The sequence below is a fragment of the Lacrimispora sp. genome (assembly GCF_032078915.1).
In the GTDB taxonomy this organism is placed as follows: Bacteria; Bacillota; Clostridia; order Lachnospirales; family Lachnospiraceae; genus Lacrimispora.
Genome location: NZ_DAMAUN010000029.1, coordinates 38,908 through 62,222, shown reverse-complemented (window position 1 = coordinate 62,222; position 23,315 = coordinate 38,908). Strand labels below are relative to the sequence as shown.

At 39.8% G+C, this 23,315-nt stretch carries 19 protein-coding genes; all 19 read left to right on the top strand.

The window, feature by feature from the left end; all coding sequences use genetic code 11:
• A partial coding sequence (locus RT269_RS13255; RefSeq protein WP_313183251.1) for a hypothetical protein occupies window positions 1–871 on the top strand: 871 nt, incomplete at its 5' end.
• A gap of 1,044 nt (window positions 872–1,915) precedes the next feature.
• Window positions 1,916–3,748 carry an Mbeg1-like protein gene (locus RT269_RS13250; RefSeq protein ID WP_313183249.1) on the top strand — a complete coding sequence of 611 codons (1,833 nt, stop codon included), beginning with the start codon at window positions 1,916–1,918 and terminating at the stop codon, window positions 3,746–3,748.
• A gap of 14 nt (window positions 3,749–3,762) precedes the next feature.
• Window positions 3,763–5,190, top strand: coding sequence for a phage baseplate assembly protein V (locus RT269_RS13245; protein ID WP_313183248.1), 1,428 nt, complete (start codon window positions 3,763–3,765; stop codon window positions 5,188–5,190).
• Window positions 5,191–5,205: 15 nt separating this feature from the next.
• Entirely contained in the window at window positions 5,206–6,339 is a 1,134-nt protein-coding gene (locus tag RT269_RS13240) for a pentapeptide repeat-containing protein (protein WP_313183246.1), read from the top strand.
• A gap of 563 nt (window positions 6,340–6,902) precedes the next feature.
• Window positions 6,903–8,567, top strand: coding sequence for a contractile injection system protein, VgrG/Pvc8 family (locus RT269_RS13235; RefSeq protein WP_313183244.1), 1,665 nt, complete (start codon window positions 6,903–6,905; stop codon window positions 8,565–8,567).
• 74 nt (window positions 8,568–8,641) lie between these two features.
• On the top strand, window positions 8,642–9,193 hold the full coding sequence (locus RT269_RS13230) for an FHA domain-containing protein (RefSeq protein WP_313183242.1): 552 nt from the start codon (window positions 8,642–8,644) through the stop codon (window positions 9,191–9,193).
• A gap of 23 nt (window positions 9,194–9,216) precedes the next feature.
• Window positions 9,217–9,714 carry an FHA domain-containing protein gene (locus tag RT269_RS13225; RefSeq protein ID WP_313183241.1) on the top strand — a complete coding sequence of 166 codons (498 nt, stop codon included), beginning with the start codon at window positions 9,217–9,219 and terminating at the stop codon, window positions 9,712–9,714.
• On the top strand, window positions 9,711–10,577 hold the full coding sequence (locus RT269_RS13220) for a PP2C family protein-serine/threonine phosphatase (protein ID WP_313183239.1): 867 nt from the start codon (window positions 9,711–9,713) through the stop codon (window positions 10,575–10,577). Before RT269_RS13225 ends, RT269_RS13220 begins: the two co-directional genes overlap by 4 nt.
• Window positions 10,558–12,312, top strand: coding sequence for a PP2C family protein-serine/threonine phosphatase (locus RT269_RS13215; RefSeq protein WP_313183238.1), 1,755 nt, complete (start codon window positions 10,558–10,560; stop codon window positions 12,310–12,312). The genes RT269_RS13220 and RT269_RS13215 overlap by 20 nt, the downstream gene beginning before the upstream one ends.
• Window positions 12,313–12,361: 49 nt before the next feature.
• Window positions 12,362–14,836: a hypothetical protein gene (locus RT269_RS13210; RefSeq protein ID WP_313183237.1), complete on the top strand. Its 2,475-nt coding sequence runs from the start codon at window positions 12,362–12,364 to the stop codon at window positions 14,834–14,836.
• A 31-nt stretch (window positions 14,837–14,867) separates the two neighbouring features.
• Window positions 14,868–15,794: a DUF2628 domain-containing protein gene (locus tag RT269_RS13205; protein WP_313183236.1), complete on the top strand. Its 927-nt coding sequence runs from the start codon at window positions 14,868–14,870 to the stop codon at window positions 15,792–15,794.
• Window positions 15,795–15,829: 35 nt separating this feature from the next.
• Window positions 15,830–17,119, top strand: a complete 1,290-nt coding sequence (locus RT269_RS13200; protein ID WP_313183235.1) for a hypothetical protein — start codon at window positions 15,830–15,832, stop codon at window positions 17,117–17,119.
• Window positions 17,116–17,811, top strand: coding sequence for a hypothetical protein (locus RT269_RS13195; RefSeq protein ID WP_313183233.1), 696 nt, complete (start codon window positions 17,116–17,118; stop codon window positions 17,809–17,811). The genes RT269_RS13200 and RT269_RS13195 overlap by 4 nt, the downstream gene beginning before the upstream one ends.
• A 13-nt stretch (window positions 17,812–17,824) precedes the next feature.
• Window positions 17,825–18,601, top strand: a complete 777-nt coding sequence (locus RT269_RS13190; RefSeq protein WP_313183232.1) for a hypothetical protein — start codon at window positions 17,825–17,827, stop codon at window positions 18,599–18,601.
• A gap of 135 nt (window positions 18,602–18,736) precedes the next feature.
• The gene (locus RT269_RS13185; RefSeq protein ID WP_313183230.1) at window positions 18,737–19,255 is read left to right on the top strand and encodes a hypothetical protein; all 519 of its coding nucleotides are present in this window, start codon (window positions 18,737–18,739) and stop codon (window positions 19,253–19,255) included.
• Window positions 19,256–19,284: 29 nt separating this feature from the next.
• Entirely contained in the window at window positions 19,285–20,682 is a 1,398-nt protein-coding gene (locus RT269_RS13180) for a contractile injection system protein, VgrG/Pvc8 family (protein WP_313183228.1), read from the top strand.
• A 3-nt stretch (window positions 20,683–20,685) separates the two neighbouring features.
• Window positions 20,686–21,282 (top strand): hypothetical protein, encoded by a 597-nt coding sequence (locus RT269_RS13175; RefSeq protein ID WP_313183226.1) that lies wholly within the window; start codon window positions 20,686–20,688, stop codon window positions 21,280–21,282.
• Window positions 21,279–21,800, top strand: coding sequence for a hypothetical protein (locus RT269_RS13170; RefSeq protein ID WP_024291058.1), 522 nt, complete (start codon window positions 21,279–21,281; stop codon window positions 21,798–21,800). The genes RT269_RS13175 and RT269_RS13170 overlap by 4 nt, the downstream gene beginning before the upstream one ends.
• A 10-nt stretch (window positions 21,801–21,810) precedes the next feature.
• Window positions 21,811–23,315: contractile injection system protein, VgrG/Pvc8 family (locus RT269_RS13165; protein ID WP_313183224.1), on the top strand; the 1,505-nt coding region annotated here is incomplete at its 3' end.

The following is a 23,315-nucleotide window of genomic DNA, read 5'->3' as shown; positions in this document are numbered from 1 at the left end:
AATAACAATATTTTTTTATAGGTTAAACAGGCATCCGGCAATACCTGAGAAAAGTGAAAGTGAAATAGAAGAAGAACTAAACCAAATGGTGATAATGCATTTGGAAAATAAGTATGGAGAGCAATTTATAATAGAAAAACCTCGTTATGGTTCTTCGTGGCATACTACCACACAGGGTTCCCCTATTCCTGGAGGTAGTGTTAGCGGAAAAAGTGGTTTTCCAAGGTATTGTTATGCCTTTGCGGATAGTGATATGGATTTTAGATTTCGTGTTTATGTATATCGGGAATCATTGGAGAAAAGTCTGGATATCAATAACGTAAAAGAGATTCAGGATGGTTATTGTTGGAAATTCATAAAAGAAAAAATGAAAGATGAAATACAGGAAAAATTATGGGATATATTAGACAACAATTACAAGTTATTTATTAGAACGGATGGAGACGATTTTAATAGTCAACTAACAGCAAATTCAACTGCAGAGGATTATCTTAAACTTGCTAAATCTTGTCCATATATTCAGATTTTTATATTTGTGAAAGCAAGCGATGATAAATCAGAAAAAAATGTCAAAAAATATGCTTCTCAATTAATTACTGATTTTAAAAAGATAAAAAATGAATTTGAAATAAGCTTTGACTATTACATTGTAAATAGTAATGATGATTTTGATTCAATTGATATAGTTAAAGAAGAGAATGGACATTTTGCCGGACATGATAAAAATGGGAAAACCTGGCAAAACCCGATATGGGATTTAAAGATGGAAAAAAGATTTGGGATTGAGATTAATACGAGAACTGGTAAAGAAACAATATATAATTTTTCTGATGATGATTTAGAAAATTATAAGAGTAATCTCGGAAACTAAGTATTAAAAAGCTGATATTTAATGCAATACCTTTACATGCCTTATTTTTGGTTAATTATTCTAAATGCAGGCATGACAAATGAATCTCCCACATATAGGTTTCTAAGAACTATTAGTTTTAATAATCAAACAGTATCCAGCTTTGCTTTCTTAATGCGTGCGTCAAGGTGTATATTGATACCTGCCATTATTGAGAAAAAGGAGTATCGTTTTTTACCCCGGATTTTCATGTCATGTAAGTGATAATCATTGAGGATCCGGTTATTGATACGCTCTGAACAGTATCTGGATTTGTATGTATCTTTCCATTACCGGCTCATCCTTGGAACCATTGAAAACAAGCGTATATCCCAGTTCGGTTTAGTATAGACCACCCGTCAATAATCGGAGGGTGAGCAGGGCGTACCGAGAGGACAAGCTACCCTTACACATTTGGCGGTGCAACGCCATTTATGGCAGGAACGTCCCTTACAGTAGCCGTTGTAAGTCATTTCCAAACCTGCTTTACAAATGGGAACACCGACTTTTGAAAATGCCATTGTCTCAGGGAGTGTTTTGGGAAGTCCCCTGTTGTCATTAAGTCATTGACCCACTTATCAAGGCTGGTATAGGAACGATCCAGCATGAGAATAAAAAACCGGAATATTTCCGGCTGGTGAAGGGCAGGTCTTCCGGTGTGGCTGTAAAAAGGAGCCAGATGTGTAGCAAGAGAATCAAGGTTGAGAGAAGTCAGTTTGTCAATGGAGTCAGAATAAGAACTAAGTTTTTTGCGCTGTGAAGATTGAAAGAAGAGACAGTGTCAGAAAAAAAGTGCTGATAATCAGCATGAGAAGTCCAGCTTTTGAGCATAAATGAAGCACCTCCCAAAATGTATTTTTAATAAGGGTTTCGCCGCAAATTTTTATGCACTTGTCAAGTCTTTTTTGAAAAAACAAGCAAAAAGTTGGAGGAAAAAGAGAAACAAGGAGTAATAAAAAATGAGCAAACTCAGTACTTTCAGAGTTTTCGAGACTGCTCTTATAATTGTTTGGAGGTAGTAAACCAATGAATATAATTGATAATAAAGATGCTGCAAAACTAACGAGTTTGATTTATGGAACTTCTATGGGAGCAGATTGGAATAGTATGCAGGGTGAAAAAACTATAGCAAATTTAATAAATCAAATGGAAGACAGTGTGAAAAATTATTCACCTGATCTAACAAGAGATAAAGAAGGAAACATAAAATACGGCGGAGAAATGTCTAGAGAAGAATTCTTAGATGTCATAGATCAGATAAGAGCTTCTGATACCTTAATGAGGATGGAAATCAAAGATATTACAGACAACGAAGATACGAATTTTCGAGCCATGACACTTGAAGATCCTGAAAAAGATCCTGAAAATAAAGTAAAACCAATCATTGTATTTCGAGGAACAGCTGGGGATTACCAATGGGGAGACAACTCAGCCGCCATGTTTTCAACCCAAACACCATCGCAAAGAGAAGCGGCAAAATATGTTGCAAACTCCGGTCTGGATCATGTGACACTGGCAGGACATTCAAAAGGAGGCAACATGGCTGCTTCCTGTGCCTACTTACTTCCGGAGGGAATGGTTGACAAGGTTTATTCTTATGATGGACAGGGGGCTTCCAAAACATTCCTGAATCAGATCAGTGAAAGAAAACAGAAGTTTTGTAAAAGTATTATTTACAACATCAATGAATTTCGTGATGCGGTCAGCCAGATTTTTACGAAAACCGGGAGCGATAAAAACACGATTTACTTTGATTCGGGAGTGGATTATTATAATGCCGATCTTTCGGAAGAAGGATTTGATTTTAAGATGTATTTTTTTCATACTCATAAACCGAATTACTTTCTTAAAACGGGCCTGACATTGATGAACCGTACCTTTGTTCCGGCCAGGATAGCAAATCAAATATCCATGTGGAATGGGCTGGACGCATTGCCTGAATCCTTGAAATTAAAAATAGCAAAAAAAGTTGCTGGGTTGATGTATACGAATGAAAGCGATATAGGGCAGAAAGAAACAGAGTGGTCGAATGAGAGATGGGAAGCAGTTCTGAGAGCGGAGGAAGTTTATGCAAAAGTAAAAAAAAGCAGGGAAGATGAAATGTGCAGGCGTTTTGCAGAATTGTACCATGTGGATTTCTCGAAATTCAAGCTGGATCAGGCCCCCACCAGCTTTGTGGTAGAAGGAGCCATACTAACGTGTGACGGCTGCAACAATATAGGGGAATTAAAAAACATTGAAGACCATGGAAATATCATTCAGGGCAAAGCTGTTGCTTCAAAAAAAGACAATAAGGCAGGGACGAACATTCTCATAGAAAACGCAGAGTGTATGTTATATGCGGTAGATGAGATTGAATCGGTATTGAAAAATCCGGAGACAGATAAAAAAACTCTGGAATCAACCGGAACAGTGCCATGCAAGCCGGAGATATGCCGGGAATGGGTGCTTACTGATCCCAGTATCACAGTGGAAGTGGAAGGGCAGGAGGTGCCTGCCGTACTAAAGCGGTCCGCATTACCCTGTTTAAACGGAGGAATGATTACCGTAGAGCACAATGGACAGATCAAGGCCGGCGATATAGAACAGCTTCCGCCAAAAGAAAACCGAAAGAAGTTAACGGGAGAAGAGATACTTTCAGGTATTAAGATAGAATTGGAGAGTAGTATAAAAGATCAGATTGATTTAAGAGTTGATCTGGCAGAAACGTTACTTCATGGCTGTCAGGGAATTGTGGATAAAATCCAGAACGGAATTGCAGAAACCGGAGAGGCATTGGACCATGCATTTCAGGAATTGGAAAAGGCAAAAGATCTGTATATTCAGAATTATATATGGCAGCAGGTACGGTTTAAGTGAGGAGGGAGAAAAACGTGGAAAAAATTGGATTGATCAGCAATGGGGAAATCAGGATAGAACCGGTTCATTTTATAGAAATAAACAAGTTGCAGATACATAGAAACATAAACGAACACATATTTTTTGAGGCAGTTGGAAGAATCAGTGAAGAAGAAAAGAAACAGTATGATCATGGTCTGGAGTTTGGAACCGAATTGATTGTAAAGCATGAAAAAGGACAAGTTCTTTTTCGGGGATTGCTTACACTGGCGGAAATAAATCATCAGGGAGAATGCTATAACCTTCGGGTACAGGCGTATTCCCATACAATCCTTCTGGACATGGCTCCTAAAACAAGACCGTTTCATAACGTGGAAGCCTCTTATGAGGGTATTTTCCGGACTGTCACATCAGAATATAAAGATGCGGATTCGATCATCCGTAAAGAATATCAGGCAAAGACCGGCCATTTTTTTATGCAGTACCAGGAAACGGACTGGGAATTTTTAAAACGTCTTGCTTCACGCCAAAATCAGCGGATTCTGGCAGACAGCATTTCAGGGCACCCGGCTTATTACATAGGGATTCCTGAGCGATATGTGGCTGTGGAAAAGTATCTGGGAGATTATCAGATAACAAAGGACCTAAAAGCTTATAAAAAAGCGTTGGAAGTTTTAACACCCGCTGTTTCTGATACAAGCTATATTACCTATGCAATCCGGATGGATGAATGGGTAGAACTGGGAGAGGAAATAAACTGCCAGGGGCAGAGCCTGTATGTAAAATCAGTACATACCGTTCTGGAGCAGGCAGTTCTGGTTCATGATTGTGAACTATGCGTAAAAGAAGGATTGGTCCAGGAAAAAAAGTATAATGAAAAGTTATCGGGAAAAGCGGTAAAGGGGACAGCGGAAGAAGTAAAACGGGATCTGGTAAAAATTAATATTCAGGGAGAAGCTGGGGGACAGAATGCCCAGGGAAGCTGCTGGTTTCCTTATTCTACAGTATATGCATCGAAAGATGGAAGCGGCTGGTACTGTATGCCGGAAATAGGAGATAAGGTAAGGATAATATTCCCGGATTCTGATGAAAAGAATGCTTATGCTTCCAGTTCTGTAAGTGAATACCAGCCACAGCCTGGGGAAGCAGATCAGATGGAAGATTACCAAAGGCGGTATATCCGAAATCCGCAGGGGATGGAACTGTGCTGGACACCGGAACAGGTGAGTATTTCAGCAAATGGAGCCAGCATTGCGACATTGGACCGGGATGGGACATTAACTCTTTCTGCCAGTTCTAAAATCATTCTGCGTTCCGAAGGAGATATTGTTATGGAAGCGGGAAATCAGGTAAAGGTTCATGCATCAGACAGCATTCATATGATCTGCGGAGGAAAAGGGGAAATCAATATCAGTAAGAAGGGTGTTATAGAATTGAAGGGTAACAAGGTGTATACCAATTAAATACAGGGGATATGAATGGAACGGGAAAAATTATTAGAAACGTTTAAATATGGCTATGTCCTGCCGGAAGGTGCTGAAAGAATGATGGAGTTGGACCTCTATTGTAATGAAAACATGGAACTATTGTGTGAAGAACTTCAGGCGGCATTCAGGCAGTTATGGAAGCGTATGGAAGAAGAGAAGCGTCTGGAACAGAGAATATTCAGCATTAGCTTGTGTGTGTTAAGAAGCAGATTCCTTCAAAGGGATGGGCGAGTAAGAATTTATGCATTTAATGAATCATTTTATCTGGATTCCAATGCGTTATGGGTGGAATGGGATGCCAGCGTTCTTTTTGATTTTTTGTGGGAGATGGAAAAACATCTATGCTCCTCGTTAAGAGATTTTAAAAATATAATTAAAGAAGGCGATATACAGGAAATTCTTCAAACAGAATATATACCATGGATAACCCAATACATAACAGAACTTACCAGGTTCGCCATCAGAAAAAAGAAGATTGACCTTTCACCGTTATTATCCCAGGCAGGGCGGTTTTGTGTGACGGTTGGCGAATACAGGGGAATTTTTGACGAAGTATATGTAGAAGAGAATGGACTGGAGAATGACCTGGATTTGAGAAAACTCATGGAGACTGAGGAAATGACAGAGATAGGAATTTATGGCAGAAACTATAAAAATCTTCAATGGCAGGGCCTTAAACTAAAAGGAATGAACGGAACGAAAAGTGATTTTTATCATATGGATTTTTCCGGTTCTGATTTAAGTGAGTCTTATTTCATAAAAGCAGGATTTTACCACTGCAACTTAAAAAACACGTTGTGGAAAGATGCACTGCTGTTTGAAGCAGATTTTTCAGACAGTGATTTGTCTGGAGCAAATTTCAGAAGAGCCATGGCGCCGGTCACGAAACCAGGTTTGTTTAACCGCAATTTGTTAAGCCTGGTGGGGGTGGATTTTACCAATGCAAACCTGGAATATGTAAATTTTTCGGAAGCAGATTTCAGTGGAGCAGATTTCAGGACATCAGTGCTTCAATCTACAGTATTTCAAAATACCAGATTAAACGGAGCAAAATTCAGAAGAAAATCATTGAATCAAATAGAACTTACAGAGGAACAAAGAAATAGTATTCAGATTTACGATTAGGAGTGATCCCATGGAATATTTCATATTGTCACAGGAAGAGTCATATCACAATACAGTTTCTTTTGAGAAAGCCCACTTTCCTCCAGAACTACGGTCTATTTGCACGATAAACAGGAAACTACGGCTGGATTTTCAGAACGTGCCTTTTCAGGAAAAAAGCTTTAATCTTAGGGTAAAAAGCGGGGAGGAAATCTATTATCCTGATTTGATAGAAACACCTCTATTATTCATTTCGGACAGGATGAAAACAGTTTTTTTCAGCTATGAATCTAGAATACACTACAACTGCACAATATTGAGTGATCTGGTTCACAAGAGACAGGAGGTTTACTGGCTTTGTGCGTTGGAAGAAGCAGACTGCCTTGGTAAGTCAGCAAAATTCTATCCGGATCATTCTCTGAGAAAACTGGTTTTGGATAAAAAGAAAATTGGAAACAGAAAGATTTTTTATATATCAGGAATAAGAGAAAATTGGATTATCGTTCATCTTGATGTGGCGGAGAGTATATTGCGCAGGCCGTTTACCGGGATATGCATGAAAAAAGTCTGTTTGGAGGGATAGGATGGATTATGAATATAAAGGATTGGAAGTAACGATAGAATTGGAATTGCTTCATATTTACGATTTATGTATTTTAAAAGAAATAAATCAACATGCCAGCTTGACTTTACGTGGGATATGTGAAGAAAGTAATCATCAAAAAACAATTTTGCAGACAGATGAAAATAAAAAAATAGTAGTGAAAGATCAAAACAAATGCCTGATTTTTTGTGGACTTATAACTAAATTACATATGGAAGAAAAAGGAGAAGTCGGAACGTTTCTTTTGAACGCAGCCTCTTTTTCTTATCAGATGGATTTAACAAAGCGAAGAAGGATTTTTCAGAATTTAGAGATGACTTATCAAGAAGTTTTGGAAACGGTATTAAAAGCATATCCCAATGCTTCAGTCACTGACAGGTTGTCAGGAAATTTGAAAATTCCTCATTTTCTCATACAGTATGAAGAGACAGACTGGGAATTCATGAAACGCCTTGCATCTCATTTTAAGGAAGGAATTTATCCGAATCTTTCTTCTGAAGAAATTCAAATTTCGTTTGGTAGTCCGTTCGGAGAATCTATTCGTAATATGGACGGTAAACAGGAGAAAAGAGCATTGGATCTCATAAAGAAACAGGAAACGATTTGGACTAATTCTTACAAAAAGTATGAAGTAGGAGAAACGATAATGAACCAGAATAAAAAATATTATGTCAAATCGGTTCATTTTGTTACGGAGAAAGAAGAAATTCTGTATGAGCTGGAACTAGTTTGTAACAGAAAATCAGAGTTTCCGTATATTCCAAACCACCAGATCGCTCATACAAGAATGTGGGCAGAGGTTCTGGAAGTACAGAGAAATCAGCTTAAGCTGCATTTTCCAATGGAAGAAATATCAGGTGCTCTTATGCCATACTTTACGTTTGAAGCAGGAGAAAATAATAAACTTGGGTATTACATGTCAGATCCAGGAGCAAAGGCAGAAGTTTATTTTCCGGACGAGGAAGAGCAAAATGGGTTTGTAATGTCTGTGATCAGGCGGGACCAGAAAGAGACATCAGGTCTGCCGATTCGTGTTCAGTCCATTGGCAATGAAATGGGGAATGGATTCCAAATGAATGAAAAAAACGTTTTGTTTTCAACAACAGGAGAGAAGACCACAATACGGCTGACTTCAGATGGAGTCCTGCAAATAGTATCTTCCGGTTCTATGAAATTATCGGCTTCTAAAGACATTATACTGGAAAAAGGATTTGACCATTTGCAGATAAAAGCTGGAAAAGGAATTCAGATGAAAGCAGGAACAACCGGTAATAATGCGATTGAAATGGATGAATCCGGAAATATTGAGTGCAGGTGTATGGGGAATGTAATATACAGAAAAACAGGGGAAAGCAGTGAGGATAAGTTTGAAGAAGAAAAAGGAAAGGGAAATGTGGCTGGAGTAAGAGATGTTGTTATAGCGCTTGCGGGAACAGCATTTATTTCTCAGGCCGTTACCGGAAAGCAAGACTATGCCGGTGCAGGAAAAATAATGGATCATTTTACCGGAACAAATGTTACTGTAGAAGGACCTGTGGATTCTGAAGAGCAAAATCCTATAAAAGCAGGCCTGTTTCACAATGATGATCGGCTGTTTAACTCCTTTTCCTATGGAGAGAACCGCAATGGGACAAAGGGGAGGTGAAGATGAGACAGAAAAAAACACAGGAGATCATCAAGAGCCAGGTATGAGAAAATGAGGAGGACACCAGATAAAGCATGGAGAGCAGAAGAAAGATGAAAATAGGATTGGATATCACAATCCTGATTTGCGCAATATTTTTAATTATTGGCCTTATTTCTAGGGGAAACGACTGGTTGTGGATCGGGGTGATGTTTTTTGCCGGGCTTGCGGCCATCGTTGATCTGTTTGGCCGGATAAGGGAAAAAGAGGTCAGGGAAATAAAACAACCGGAAGCATTCCCGGAGGCGGTCAGGGCTACTCAGCTCATGCTTTTGGACGAGCATGATAAACCCTTGAAGTCTTGGGATTTAGCAGGAAAAACAGCCCTTATTGTAGGAAAGAAAAATGAAGAAGAGGATGTGGATGTAGATTTGGAGGACTGCGAGTACAGTGCCTTCATTGACAACCAGCATGCAGTATTGAATTACTGCCTGGATTCCTGGTATTTAGAGGATCTGGGCTCTCAAAACGGTGTAAGAATCAGAAAGGCAGAGGATGGCATCTGTTATCAGGTGACCGGAAGGCCATGCAGGATTTTGGCGGGAGATGTGATTTACATTGCCAGTACTTGCCTTTTATTGACATAAATACATAGATAGGAGATTGGAATATGAGCTTAGTAAGATGCCCCAATGGACATGTTTATAATGCAAGACGTTATGGTAAGATATGTCCCTATTGTCAGATGAAGCTGAAAGAGGACACAGAAGAGAAGAAACCTGTGGGCTTTGAGCCTTCCATGGAAGTTTTGCAGGAAGAGGTTCGGCCTGTCTGCGGATGGATCGTATGTATCTCTGGTGCAAGGGTTGGAATGGATTATAAGATCCACAGCGGAAAAAACTTTATAGGCCGTGGAGATGACATGGATATACAGATTTTAGGTGACAATGAAATCAACCGTAAAAACCATACCATCATTGTCTATGACGAGAAAAAGAGGAATACGGTCATCCTACCGGGAGATGCGGCAGGGCTTGCCTATTTGAATGATGAGGCAGTCTATGTACCTACGGAATTAAAACCTTATGATGTGATTGAGCTGGGGAAAAGCCGGTTTTTATTTGCCCCTTTATGCGGAGAAAATTTTGAATGGAATGATAAAAAATGACTGTAATGATCATGGGAGGTCTTGGGATCATACTGTCGGCCTCTGTGTTAGGCCGGTTGGTTCTGGCGGCCGCAGATATAAGGATAGCAGAAAATAAAAAAAGAGAACCTGCAGATGAAGCTGCCGTCAGCCAGACCACCGGCGGCAAAGAGATCCAGGCGGATATAGCGGGAATACAAACAAGCAGCGCAGGAACCCTGGCAATTTTGGCTGATGGGATTGGAAAAGCAAATACAGGAAAAGTGTGTGCCAGGATTGCAGTAGATACTTTGCTGGATCGATATCAGCCCTGCCATGTGCTCAATAACCCTGAATATTTCTTTAAGACTACTTTTCGTGAAGCAAGTCAGAAAATTCAGAGGACCATAGGGGAACGGCAGGGAGGTACATGTCTGGCAGCGGTATTTGTCAATGGGGGGTCTATGCATTACGGCCTGGCCGGAGATATCCGGATTGCTTTGTTTCGGAATCAGGAATTGATCCCAATCAGCAAAGGACAGACTCTTAATGTGCTTGCATTAAACGCTTATCAGGAAGGAATCTTATCAAGGCCTGAAACCATCTGGACCATGGAAGAAAAACGGGTATGGAACTATCTGGGAATAGATGGTTTTCATGAAATTGAGATTGGGGAAAGACCTATCTGGTTAAAGCCTGGTGATGTGGTGCTGCTTGCTACAAAAGGGATTTTTGAAGCGGTATCCTGGGCGGAGATGGAAGATATCCTGTTAAAGGATCTTACTTTGAAGGAAAAAGCAGACGGCATTGTCATGGAGTCGGAAAAGAAAAATGGGATGGAGAAAGAAAACGGGAGCGTTCTGCTTCTGAGAGCGGAGGTGACTTATGAGAAGAATGAATTCTGATTTTCGTACGCAGTATATCTCAGAAGAAGGGCAGAAGCTCACGAACCGGGATTATTTTGGATTTGCAGAAATGGATGACTATGCCTGCTATGTGCTGGCAGACAGCCTGGATGGAGAACTGGAGACCAACAGTGCAAAGTTTGTTGTGGAAAGCCTGATCCGAAGCTTTGTAGAGGGACCTACCATGAATGCAGGGAAACTGAAGCACAATATGAATCAGGCTCACCGTGAGCTCTTTAAAAAACGGGGAGGAATGCACTTAAAGGCATCTGTCACCATGGTGGTCACGGATTACAGAAAATTACTCTGCTGCCATGTGGGAAACAGCCGGTTTTATCTGCTTCGGAACGGCAGGATCCTGGTCAGGACAAGGGATCAGTCCCTGACTGAGAATCTGCTGAAAGAAGAAAGGATCACCCTGGATCAGGCGGCTGCCCATGAGGAAAGAAATAATCTTTATTCCTTTTTGGGAGAGCGGGGACAGCCGGAAATCCTTGTATCAAAAAAGATCGGGCTGGAAGCCGGTGATATCTTTGCTCTTTTTACAAGAGGGGCTTGGGAGAGCTTTGGCGAGGAAGAGTTTCTGGAGGCTGCAAAGGAAGCCAAGGAGCCTAAGGAGATTCTGGATCAGGCAGAGGATGTGATCTTAGGACAGCAGGAGACAGAGGAGGTGGATAATTACAGTCTTGCAGTGACCTTTATTGAAAAGGTTTACCAGCCTCCGAAGAAGTTGTCCCTTAAAAAGATTTTAATGGCTGCCATACCCATTGTTTTGGTGGTGGGAGGGATCAGCCTTGGGCTTTATCTGCATCATAGAAGCATAAAAAACAAGGAATACAATCTTGAAAAATACTTAAGCAGCGGTCAGGAATATTTGAAATATGATAATTACTTAAAAGCTTCCGAGGATTATGGAGAGGCAAAGAAGCTGGCGGATGGCTTGAAGAAAAAGAAGGAATCAAAGGAGGCAGACCAGTATAAAAAGCTGGCAGAGCAGATACTTTTAGCGGATGAGTCTATGATGGGAGGAGAATATCAGAAGGCCCAAAACCTTTACTTAAAAGCCAGGGAGCTGTCCGTAAAGGCAGGAAATACAGGAAAAACATACATAGACGCCGGGTTAAAGCAAACAAGAGATTATATCGATGTATTTGACTTAATTGAAATGGGACAGCAAAAAGAGGGATACGGTGACATGGACGGAGCCGTGAAATCTTATGGTCAGGCGAGAGATAAAGCGGCAGCCCTTTATTTTTCATCTGGAAAAGAGGAGGCTTTGGCAAAGCAGGCGGCGGCAGAGGAAAAAATGGAGAAAGACAGTCAGAAGCAGGAAGTCGCAGAGGCGGCGGCCAAAGAAAAATCCCAGGCGGCAAAAAAGTCGGAAGAAGAGTCAAAGCAGGCAGAAGAAGAAAAGATGAAGAAAGAGGAAGAGGAGAAGCGGGAGCTGGAAAACCAGCAGAAGCTGAATGATCAGAAAAATGCCATTGACCTGGAGAATAAGGGAAATGAACTTCTGGCGGAGGAAAAGTATGAAAGCGCCATTACCTATTATCAGACGGCCAAAACGATCTATATCCGCTTGGAGCTGTACGAGCTGGCGGATGGGATCAACGATAAGATTACGGCAGCAAAGGCCGGAATAAAGACAAAGGATCAGAAAACGTCCGAATCAGGCAGCGGGACAGGAACCGGGAATGGAGATGCCGGAAAAAACGGTCCGGGTGTGGGCCGTTAAGCTGCCGGAAACCATTTACGGGAAATACATGACAAAGTGAGGAATACAAATGAGCCGATATACCTATACCTTACACCCGGGAAAAACAGAACCGGAAAAAAATACTTATAAAAGAAGTAAATTGGAAACGATGACCACCTTTCAGCTTAAGGAAATCTGCCGAAAGGAGAAACTGGTCATGCCTTCCGGAGGCTGCATGGATCGGGAAGTACTTCTTCGGCTGATCCTGCGGTTCAGGGGGCAGAAGGATTATCGGCATATTGATACAGAATGCAAAGGCGGGTTGGAACGACTTCAGGAGTTTTTTGACAGGAATCTCATAGATATCCGTTCCAATCAGAAGGTAAGAATTCCGGGAACCATAGTAATTTACCGTGGAACCGGATTAAATGAACTGGATCATTACAAGGTAGAATCGGACATGACCTTATATGAAGGAAACCTGTTGCTCATAGACGAAAATTTCCAGATTTATACCTGTTTTTACATAAAAGAGGTGGAAAATACCTTTTATTTGTTCCAGGGGAAAGATATGCGGGTCCTGCCTCTTGGGAAACACCAGTATTTTATTTTATATTTCCCCAATGAACGAGATTCGGAATTTCTTTATGACTGCTATCAGGGAGATCATTTATCCATTCCGGGCCATATGGATGGAATCCGGATTCCTCTTCTTGATATTGAGGTACGGGAAGTAGCGGAGACAGATCTTCCTTTGGTTATTGACTTTGGAAGCTCCAATACGACAATGGGGATCTGCCTCCCTGATGGAAGTGTGAAAATTGCAAGGGATGGGAAACATTCTGTCATTCCCAGTGTAATAGGGGTGGAGGAATGCCGGGAAAGCGGGCACGGATTTAAATTTGGAAATGAGGCGCTTGCCTTGGGAGACCAGGGGTACTTAGATGAAGATGTGCCCGTGTTTTTTGATATTAAGAGATGGGTCAGTGATGCAGAACGGATGGAAAGTGTCATTTTAAAAAGCGGGTTTAAATATCAGATTCCTCGCCGGGACATGCTGAAAGCATACTTGGAGTACCTAATCGACCTGGCGAAACAGCAGTTTAAATGCCAGTTTAAGAACATTCAGTTTCTGGCCCCCATCCGCCAAAAGGAGAAGTTCCGGGAATTGTTTGAGGAGCTGCTTCCGGAATTTCATGTAAACTGTGAGCTGGATGAAGGGATGGCTGTACTTTTTAACAGCATTTATGGGATGGTAGGTGAGAATCGCTATGAGAAAGGGCGATGGTATCATGCATTGATCATTGACTGCGGAGGTGGAACTACAGATTTGACCTCCGGGCGGTTCCGCATTGATAACAGCCGGGTGTCTTATACCATTGATTTAGAAACCCGTTATGAAAACGGAGATACGAATTTTGGTGGAAATAATTTAACATTTCGCATTCTGCAGATGCTGAAAATTAAGATCTCACAGGCATTGGGATATTTGGAACAGGGGGATTCCTCTGACTCGTCTGACGGAAATTACGGGCAGAAACTGGAGGAGGATTATCACAGAGCAGAGGGATTCCTTCCGACCCGGTTTAAGGATTATGAGGAAAAAAGCAGGGAGCAGTATTTTCATGTAAAGAACAACTATTATTATCTGTTTCAGCTTGCAGAAGAGGTGAAAAAATCCTTTTTTGGGTCCAGGTTCCAGTATGAGCTTTGGATTGAAACCAGCAGGGAAAAGGAAAGCAGGGGAATGTTTTTGGATAAATGGAAGCTGTCAGTACATGATGAGGGCTGCTTTACCCACATTGACCGGGAAATACGCTTTCCCCTGTATTTAAATGAGATTGAGACGATTTTAAGACCGGATATTTATCATCTGATGGAGCGGTTTCTGGATCAGAAATTTGAACAGGGAGAATTGCAGGAATATGAAATGATCAAGCTGACCGGACAGTCCTGCAGGTCCAGTTTGTTTATGGAGGCTTTGAAGCAGTATGTTCCTGGTAAGCTGATCCAAAGTGCAAAAAAGGGAGAGGATGAGTCGGAGCTTAAGATGTGCTGCTTAAAGGGGGCTCTTGCTTACTTTATAAACTGCAAAAGAGGCTATATGAAGGTAAATCAGGATTACCAGGTGCGGACCCTTCCTTATGAAATCGTGGTACATACTCATGAGAATCAGGAAAAGATATTGATCCGCAGTCTGGATCAGGAGGAACATATCGGCTGCATTTCCCGTTTCATGATTGGAAAACAGCTGGACCTTTATTTAAATGATGACAAAGGAAAACGCTTAAAACCCTATTACTTTGAGTATGACACCGAAACTTTTGAGCGGACGACACAGGAGGAGATTGATAAACAGTATGGAGGAAGCGTGATTCAGGAGGAAACGGATACCATACTGGAAGGGGAAATGAAGTTCTTTGTATGGGTATCAAGAAAGCGCTGGGGCTTTGTAGTGCTTCCGGTGTTGCGTGAAAATGAAGTTCTTTATAAGGGGAAGGAAACCTTCTTTGATTTTGAGGATGATACATGGGAAGAGAACTTTTTTGACGGTAAAAAGTAAGGAATTACTTCATATGACAGGAGGGTTATCAATGGAAGAACACCAGATATTAGATGATTGGAGTGCTGAAATATTCGTGGGAAATAATTACGAATATTACAAAGATAAATGGCGTGACAAACCGGAACGCCAGAACTTTGCAAGCTGGAATTGGCCTGCTTTCCTTTTTCCGGTTTACTGGCTGGCATACAGAAAAATGTATTTAGAGGCTTTATTATATGGAGTAATCTCTCTTTTATCTGTGATCATTCCGGGGAGCGGACTGATTCTTCGTATTGTTGTGGGAATATGTGCAAATTCTTATTACCGCAAAAAAGGAATGAAAATCATAATACAAACCTCCGGAATGACAGATGGGGAGGCTGGGTTGTACATAAGCAAGCATGGCGGTACAAGCGTTTTAAGCATTTTCATTACCATACTAATTACTGTCTTTCTTGCTATTGCGGTGATAGCGGGAATTGTACTTTTTCCGGCAGGAGAGAAGGGAATTTATTCACAGAATGCGCAGTCTGAATCTTTTACATCAAACGATTTAGTATTTAGTTTTCCTAATGATTGGAAATTATATGAAGAGGAAAATCCTTTTGATTTGCAGTGCGTTTCACGTTTTGAAGACTATTCAACAGGAGTTTACGTTTATGAAAAAGCAGATCTTGCGGAAAACGCAAGTCCTGAAGATATTTTAGCTGCGCAAATTGATAATATGCAGTCACTAAGCAAGAATTTTAAATTTATTGAGGAAACAAAAGATGCGGAAATTGGAGATAAGAGGATAAAAACGGTTGTGTACTCCGGTGAACTGGACTCTGTGAAATATTATTATGTTTTCTCTTTAGTAGAATTTAAGGAGTTTGAGAAATTTGCAGTGATAATACAAAATTGCCTTCCAAGTAGTTTTGAGAAAATTAAATCAACGTTAGATGAAATAGTAAGTTCGTGCACACCGAATCAATAAATAAGCAATTCTCAAAATAAGGAGGTGAAGGAAAGATGGATCAGATAGAAGAAATGAAATCAATGATCAGGGATGAGATCCAGTCAATCAGCAATCTGGAGGAGCGGATCGTATTTAAAAACTTAATGGAAGGCGTGTTTTTAGAGCTGTATGAAACAAACGTAAAGATGTACCGGATGTTAGAGGAGCGGGTGATGAATGACCTTGCGTATGATATCAACCGTTATTTAATCCGTACGGGACTGATGGAACGTACCTATTTGGATAAGTCCCATCATCTAATGTCCCCCATATGTGAAGAAGATTTAGAAACGGCCTCCTATAAGATTTCCGATGTGAAGGAGAAACTTAAGGCAGAGGGGAAGTTTTGTCTGTCTACCGTGTTTTTGGAATGTGATGCTTTGAAGGTTGGAGAGATATTAAAGAACCAGGAGGACTTTACAGGAATTTTACGGGCTGGCAAAGAGTATCCGGTTCATATCCGCTTAGAACGGAGTGAGCGCTATGGGAAAGAAATAGAGCATCTCTATCACCTGTTCATGAAAAATGGAATTCCATGGAAAACCATCAATGCTCCCTATCTTTTTAAAATGGCGGACATTTGCATTACCGGTCTCCCGGAAGAGGCGGGGGATGAGGAGTCAGTGACAAATTTCGGAGCCGATTTCGGGAAGTATAACCGGTTTGTTCATTACGACATGATCCCCATATGGAATGTACGTCATTTGAAGCTGGAAAGCGTAGGCTTTCCCATTGCCTGCAGTGATCATGAAAATTTTGAGCATGTTATATCCATCCGGGATTATGGAACAGAACACGCTTATCTTGTAGAAGAAAAAGCCGGTATTAGAAGCGTCAGACAGAGCGGAGATAAGCTTTTGGTTACCGGACAGGTTGAAAATGCAAAAAAGTGGGACATTTATATGATACGAAGCGGCGGGGATCATAAAATAGACCGCTATACTTATCCGCTTATGGAGAACTTGAGAAAAGACGGGTTTGCAGAGCGCTTTCAGAGGAAAATGGGACAGGCGGTAAAAACAAAAGGAGAACTGGAACGGTTTATCCGCGGATTTGGCCTGGAGGATTTTATTGAATACCAGGATTGTGCCTTGAAGGAAAATGGACTGGAATTCTTAGAAACCTACTCCATGAACTTTTTTATAGAAGATGAGATCCGGGACAGGGAAGGTAAAAAGCAGCTGATCCTCTATTTTAAGCCAAAAGGAAAGGAAACATGGCTTTTGCGGGATTTAGCAAGCTTTATCTCCTCTGAGGTTCAGGAATATTTTCCTGAGTATGAATGCGGAGGAAAGTTTGTATGAATTATTTGTGGGAAGTCATGTTGGCCTTAAAAAAGAGGGGAGTGCCGAAAAAGAGCATTCGGTTTGAAATGCCCCGTGAATTCAGTGCCTATATGGAACTGTCTGGTTCTTATCTGAATCAAAAGGAGATAGAGGAGGGAGAGATTATTGAAATTAATCCCTACTATCGGTTCTACAACATATTTAAGGATTTCTTCCCGCCGGATCAAAAGGAATTTCCCAAGCTTAAAGAAAATCTGTTTCATTTGATCTTTCATCAGTTGATGCAAAATGATGCAGTTTCCGGAATGTCAAGGGAAGAGTATTATAAGAAGCTGCTTTACCAGGATCTGGCTGACCATGCTTTTGGAACTCAGGCCAGAGAGACCATGGCTCTCTTTTGGCGGGAAGAGCAGGAAATTCTTTTAAGCGGCCTGATAAAACAGTATAAAACCGGAAGCTCCCTGGATATGTTTAAGGATATGATGGAGGCGCTGATTCCAGGCAACATTGTATATCACAGCAACCAAAACTCCTATGAGATCCTGATTTATATCGGACAGAAAAAGGAGAATGAGATTGTAAAGAAAATGGATTTTTTAATCAATATGTTTTTGGAGCTGCCTTATCATGTGGATATTTATTATGAGTACCATTTTGGAATCATTGAAATGGCAGAAACCATGGAAATAGATGAAATTATCTTGTGCTGATGGAGGAAATGAAATGTTTCAGTATGATTATCCCCAATTTGAAAAAAAGCGCCTTTTAAGGGCCGAGATGCTGGATAAGCTTAGGGACTATCCTAAGGTTTTTCTGGATCTGCAGTTTCAGGGATTTGGTGACGGAATTATAAATGGCTGTGACATTGTCTGGGATGACGGCCAACTGACTATTTCCCCTGGCATGATTTATTGGAAGAGAAAGCTTTATTTTATGGAACAGCCCTATAGGATGGAGTGCAATGCCCAGGATAAGATCCGGTATTTAAAGGTGCAGTTTCTGACCGAAATCAGGGTGGCAGGAAAGATCATGGGAAATACCAGGATCTTTCTGGAGGATAAGAAGCCGGACCCAGCCTGTGAAATGGAGCTGTGCAGGTTCCGGCTTCAGGAAGGAGCAAGGCTTCGCAGCCGTTATGAGAATTTTCAGGATTATTCCACGGAGTATGACACAGTGAACATCATTCATCAGCCTTACGCGGCGGAAGGAGGGAGTACGTTAAATCCCAGGATCATCAGGCAGTTTTCAAAGGAGATCATGAGAAGCAGACCTTTAGATCCCCTTGATGCCAGCTTTTCCATGACAGCCCTGGCCGTTCATGGAGCTGTGACAGTTGACTGCATCCGGGAATATCTGTTTGCTGGATTGGGAGAGGATTATGGAGACAGAGGAAATGGAGGGCTCTATAGAGGACTTATGGTGATTTTGAAAAATCAGAGGAATGGGGAAGTGAGAAAAGGTGAAGTCAGCCGGGGGAAGAGAAGTGTTATGTTGTTGTAGACGGGAGGGAAACGAATGAATCTGGATGAAAAGATTGCACTGTTGGAGCGTGCCAGAAGACAAAAGGTAAGAGAAGAAAAGGAACAGGCAGTAGGAATGGTGCTTAAATTAAAAATAAATTGAAGGAGGGATTGTATGATTGATGAGATGATTTTGGGACTTGTAAATAAAGATGCTTTAGAAGAGGATAATACGCAGCTAATAAATAGGTGTTTATTTAATGGGACAATTTTCATGGATATGCCGGTGGCGTTTACAGAACTGTCTGATAAAAAAATAAAAGAACGTTACACAGTGGATCCAAGACCCAGGATTGTTTATTCAGACGAGAGCGGCAAAATTAATTTTACTTTTAATATGTTGAATGAAAAGATACCTGATTTGCAGTTATACGTATTTAAAATCAGAGAATCGATAAAAATGGTATATCCAAATACTCTATTTTACGAAGAAGACTTTTTTGCAGATCCATACAATGTTTCAATTCAATACTTTGATTTTAGAAGTTCATCTTTAGAAGGACCAATCTATAACGTTATGTACTTAGTACAATTGACTGACAAAACTTTGCTAGGGGCTTTTAACTGCCCTTTTGAAGTGTATATAAACTGGAAACCAGTAGTAAAAAGAGTAATTAAATCAATAAGAATTTAACTGGATTTTTATGAAAGAGGAGGAGTTTTATGAAAGCATTGCAAATTAGAACCGAACCATTTGATTTTTTAGAAATTCATGAGCTTACTACTAAACGTTATGTAAACTGCCATTCGATTTTGAAAATTCAGGGAATTATTGATGGAAGGTCAGAACAGGAATACGTAAATCATTGCATTAGAAACAAATACCCTCAGTTTCAAATGATTATTACAGACGAAGAAACAGAGCAGGTGTTTTTTAATGGATTTATTACTCAGTTTAGTATTAAAAATGAAGGAAAATTATGTGTACTGACTATTGAGGTCACAAGTGACACCTATAGAATGGACTTAAATGAACATTTACGCTTTTATCAAGACAGGAACCAGTCCTATAAAGAGATCATTGACGGTATATGCAATACCTATTCAAATTGTAATTTTATGATTAAGAACAAAGACGTACAGTCATTGAACGATTTTACAATTCAGTACCTTGAAACAGACTGGCAGTTTTTAAAACGGTTAGCAAGCCGGTATCATTCGGTACTCATACCGGAAGATCGTGCACCAGGTATTCATTTTTATCTGGGTATTCCAAAACTAAATGCTTATGAGGTAAAAGAGGATAATTACACACTGACAAATGAAATTCAGGATTACCACAAAAAGAATAGTGAATTGAAAATGAATCAATATGATCTGATTTCTTATAATCTTACTGATAGAAAGGTCTATTACCTGGGAGACAAAATTTTATTTAATGGATTTGAACTGTATGTGTATGGGGTAAATAGTAAGCTTTCGTATGGTGAATTGATTCATCATTATACATTAAAAACAAAAAATGCTTTTCAAACATCATATATAACAAATTTTTCTTTGATAGGAGCTTCTTTTGATGCGGTTATTACTGACATAGTGAAAGATAAGGTTTTGATAGAACTCATACAGGGAGAAAACAGCTCCCAGTCACCGGCCATGGAATTCCCGTTTTCCACCGTATATTCATCAGCGGATGGTACGGGATGGTATTGTATGCCTGAGAAAGGCGATTCAGCCCGGCTGTATCTGCCTTCCCCAAATGAATCTGATGCATATGTAACCAGTGCTATACATCAAAAGTCAACCAATCCAAATGCCAGAACGAATCCTGATGTCAAATCATTAAAAACCCGATATGGAAAGGAGATTTATTTTACTCCGGACCGTATTGTTATGACTAACCACAAAGGAGATAATATTACGATACATGATAATAGTGGAATTTCAATTGAGAGCAGTAAAAACATTACCATGAGGGCCAAAGGAGATATATCTTTAACAAGTGTGGAACAGACGTTGACCATGAATGCGGCTGATCAGGTCGACATTGGTCAGGGAGGAAGCCGGCTTGTCATAGACGATGATATTGCTTTTAAAGGCGGTAAACTGCGGATGGAGTAAAATATGGACCGATTGCAAAAAATACAATCAGAAGGCAGTAAATTAATGGAGCCGGTATTACATAATCGTTTGAAAGAAATACAGACTTATTTTTCGGATAACAGAGATATGATCATAACGGATTTCAAAAAATCCGTAGAAATGTTATATTCAGAAGCCCACAGCTTGCAGCAAATGAATAAAAAAGATCCCGTTCAGTTTTTTAGCATCAGCTATCTGCAAAGATGTATTTTTACAAAGAAATATGAGGTACGGCTGGATCTGTATAATAAAGATTTTTATTTAGAAAGGTGCAGGACTGTTCAATATTGGAATATGAATTTTATATTTCAGTTTTTTGAAAAAGATATGGAATATTTTAAAAAACATATTGGTGCAGTAATATTTCATTTAAAAGAATACGAAGAGAAGGAATTTGCTTTGTGGTATATCACTCATTATTACAAAATAGCAGAATTGTTTTTTAGGGATCATATTACCGATATTATACACAATAAATTTTCAGAAGCTTTAGAAAAGAATGAAGATTTTAAAGTTGTTTTCGGCGGATATATGGATGAGCAAGTTGTATTATTTGAAGAAAGGAATGACAGGATATGAAATATTTTATCCTTTCAGAGCAGGAGGAGAATAATCCTAATCCAGATATTAAGAATTGGTTTGGAAAAATAACCTCAAAGGATAACTCAGAGCAATTTGATGCGGAAAAAAGCTGGATTCTACTTGACTCGAAGTTGAAAGCCGATTCCATTTATATGGATATATTGACATTTCCATGTATATTTGTGTCAGAAAAGGTGATGAAAGTAATCTGGATGTACAGGAGGGGAATAAAAGCGATAAAAATTATTTTAATAGATCCTGACAGTCAAAATTCTTTGTTTTATTATTTGCCGGAATTACCGGAGCATAGGCTGTTAAGTATGGAAAGTACCTTTGATAAAACTAAGAGCAGATTATTAAAAGGATCATTAGATAAGAATAAAATTCAGGATATTCCATTTTTTATCCTGGGAGAAGTCAGTAAAGCAACATTAGTAATACGTGAAGACGTTGCAGAAAGTCTGATCCGCAGAAATGTGAGGGGGATAAAGTTACAGGAATTATTAATTGTGTGAGGGAAAGCTTATGATTACAAAAAAAAATCTTATTATAACTGGCCTTGATTCAGTTGTGGGTGTAAATGATTTGCACTTTAGTATGAACCCAAATCAGCATGTGAAATTAACGGTTGATTTGCAACTAAAAACTGAACTATTATGTGATTCGTTATATAGCCAGTCTATTTCTATTGGTTACAAGAAAAATGGGCAGGAATATTTCATTTTTTACGGGTTTGTGGACCATTATAACCAAAAAAGAGAAGGGAATTTATATACCGCTAGATTATCTCTTATATCTGCAAGTATTAAACTGGATGAAAAAAAATACATACGGACATTTCAAAATACAGAGCAGACCTATAAAAGTGTAATACGGAGTATTCTATACCAGGTTCCAAAAGCAGATGTACTTTTTTCGGTGAAAGGCAAGGAAGAATCTCCGATTCAGGACCTGCTGGTTCAATATCAGGAAAGTGACTGGGAATTTTATAAAAGAATAGCCAGTCATTTTGGCAGTGTGCTGATTCCGGATATTAAAACCGGAGAACCTAAATTCTATTTAGGTTTTCCAGAGGAAAGCAAGCTCATAGATGAAAAATTCACATCATATACCGTATCATTAGACGAGCGGTATTTTGAAAACAGAGCAGAAAATATGCAAAAAGATTGGTTTGTATTTTATAGAGCAGAGTCAGACCGGTTTTATCAGATTGGAGACGAGGTTGAAATTGATGGGAGAAGACTTCGGGTGCTGAGCATTTTGGCAAACATGATCAGAGGAGAAATTATTTTTTCCTATGAATTTGGAAGGACAGATCTTTATTATAAGAAAAAAGAATATAATAAGCTATTAATCGGAGCATCTTTGACAGGGACAGTGATTACTTCGGTGGGAGGAGAGGTTAAACTAGTATTTGATATAAATCCGGAAGAACAGAATATAATAAAAACCTATCCTTGGGTGCCGGTAACGGGAAATATATTTACCTGTATGCCAGAAAAGGGAGAGAGGGCTGCTATTATATTTACTAATCACAATGAGGCAGATAGCATAGCGATAGAGTATTTAAGAAGCAATGATATTTCAAAATGTCCCAACGTATCCTCTCCTTTCGACCGATATTTTACAACCAGCCAGAGGAAAGAAATGAAATTAGTTCCGGGAACTATGGGCTTTGATAATCATATGGGCAATTCCCTGACATTGGAGGATGAGCAGGGCATCGTTCTGGAAGGTGATGAAATTTTATTAGAAGCAAAAGGAAAAATCTTATTAACTGCTGATGGGATAAAGACATTTGCGCCATTACAGTCCACACTTATTAAAGGTAGTTCCGGAGGAGGAAGCATTAATATCTGTCAGGATTTTAATCTATCCGGTCCGGTTAAAATCCTTGCACAGGCAAATCCATTAACTGAGGAGGAACCGGTTAGAGTTTACAGTAATAAGGATACTGAAAAAATAGGAAAGCAGGCATTAGGAATGATTCCTGCCGGAAAAACAGAGGATAAAATAATCAGTCAGGCATT

What these genes read in the sequence shown, in the direction of transcription:
- RT269_RS13250 (WP_313183249.1), top strand. Translation starts at nt 1,916, where the DNA reads ATGAATATAATTGATAATAAAGATGCTGCAAAACTAACGAGTTTGATT.
- RT269_RS13240 (WP_313183246.1), top strand. Translation starts at nt 5,206, where the DNA reads ATGGAACGGGAAAAATTATTAGAAACGTTTAAATATGGCTATGTCCTG.
- RT269_RS13235 (WP_313183244.1), top strand. Translation starts at nt 6,903, where the DNA reads ATGGATTATGAATATAAAGGATTGGAAGTAACGATAGAATTGGAATTG.
- RT269_RS13230 (WP_313183242.1), top strand. Translation starts at nt 8,642, where the DNA reads ATGGAGAGCAGAAGAAAGATGAAAATAGGATTGGATATCACAATCCTG.
- RT269_RS13225 (WP_313183241.1), top strand. Translation starts at nt 9,217, where the DNA reads ATGAGCTTAGTAAGATGCCCCAATGGACATGTTTATAATGCAAGACGT.
- RT269_RS13220 (WP_313183239.1), top strand. Translation starts at nt 9,711, where the DNA reads ATGACTGTAATGATCATGGGAGGTCTTGGGATCATACTGTCGGCCTCT.
- RT269_RS13215 (WP_313183238.1), top strand. Translation starts at nt 10,558, where the DNA reads ATGAGAAGAATGAATTCTGATTTTCGTACGCAGTATATCTCAGAAGAA.
- RT269_RS13210 (WP_313183237.1), top strand. Translation starts at nt 12,362, where the DNA reads ATGAGCCGATATACCTATACCTTACACCCGGGAAAAACAGAACCGGAA.
- RT269_RS13205 (WP_313183236.1), top strand. Translation starts at nt 14,868, where the DNA reads ATGGAAGAACACCAGATATTAGATGATTGGAGTGCTGAAATATTCGTG.
- RT269_RS13200 (WP_313183235.1), top strand. Translation starts at nt 15,830, where the DNA reads ATGGATCAGATAGAAGAAATGAAATCAATGATCAGGGATGAGATCCAG.
- RT269_RS13195 (WP_313183233.1), top strand. Translation starts at nt 17,116, where the DNA reads ATGAATTATTTGTGGGAAGTCATGTTGGCCTTAAAAAAGAGGGGAGTG.
- RT269_RS13190 (WP_313183232.1), top strand. Translation starts at nt 17,825, where the DNA reads ATGTTTCAGTATGATTATCCCCAATTTGAAAAAAAGCGCCTTTTAAGG.
- RT269_RS13185 (WP_313183230.1), top strand. Translation starts at nt 18,737, where the DNA reads ATGATTGATGAGATGATTTTGGGACTTGTAAATAAAGATGCTTTAGAA.
- RT269_RS13180 (WP_313183228.1), top strand. Translation starts at nt 19,285, where the DNA reads ATGAAAGCATTGCAAATTAGAACCGAACCATTTGATTTTTTAGAAATT.
- RT269_RS13175 (WP_313183226.1), top strand. Translation starts at nt 20,686, where the DNA reads ATGGACCGATTGCAAAAAATACAATCAGAAGGCAGTAAATTAATGGAG.
- RT269_RS13170 (WP_024291058.1), top strand. Translation starts at nt 21,279, where the DNA reads ATGAAATATTTTATCCTTTCAGAGCAGGAGGAGAATAATCCTAATCCA.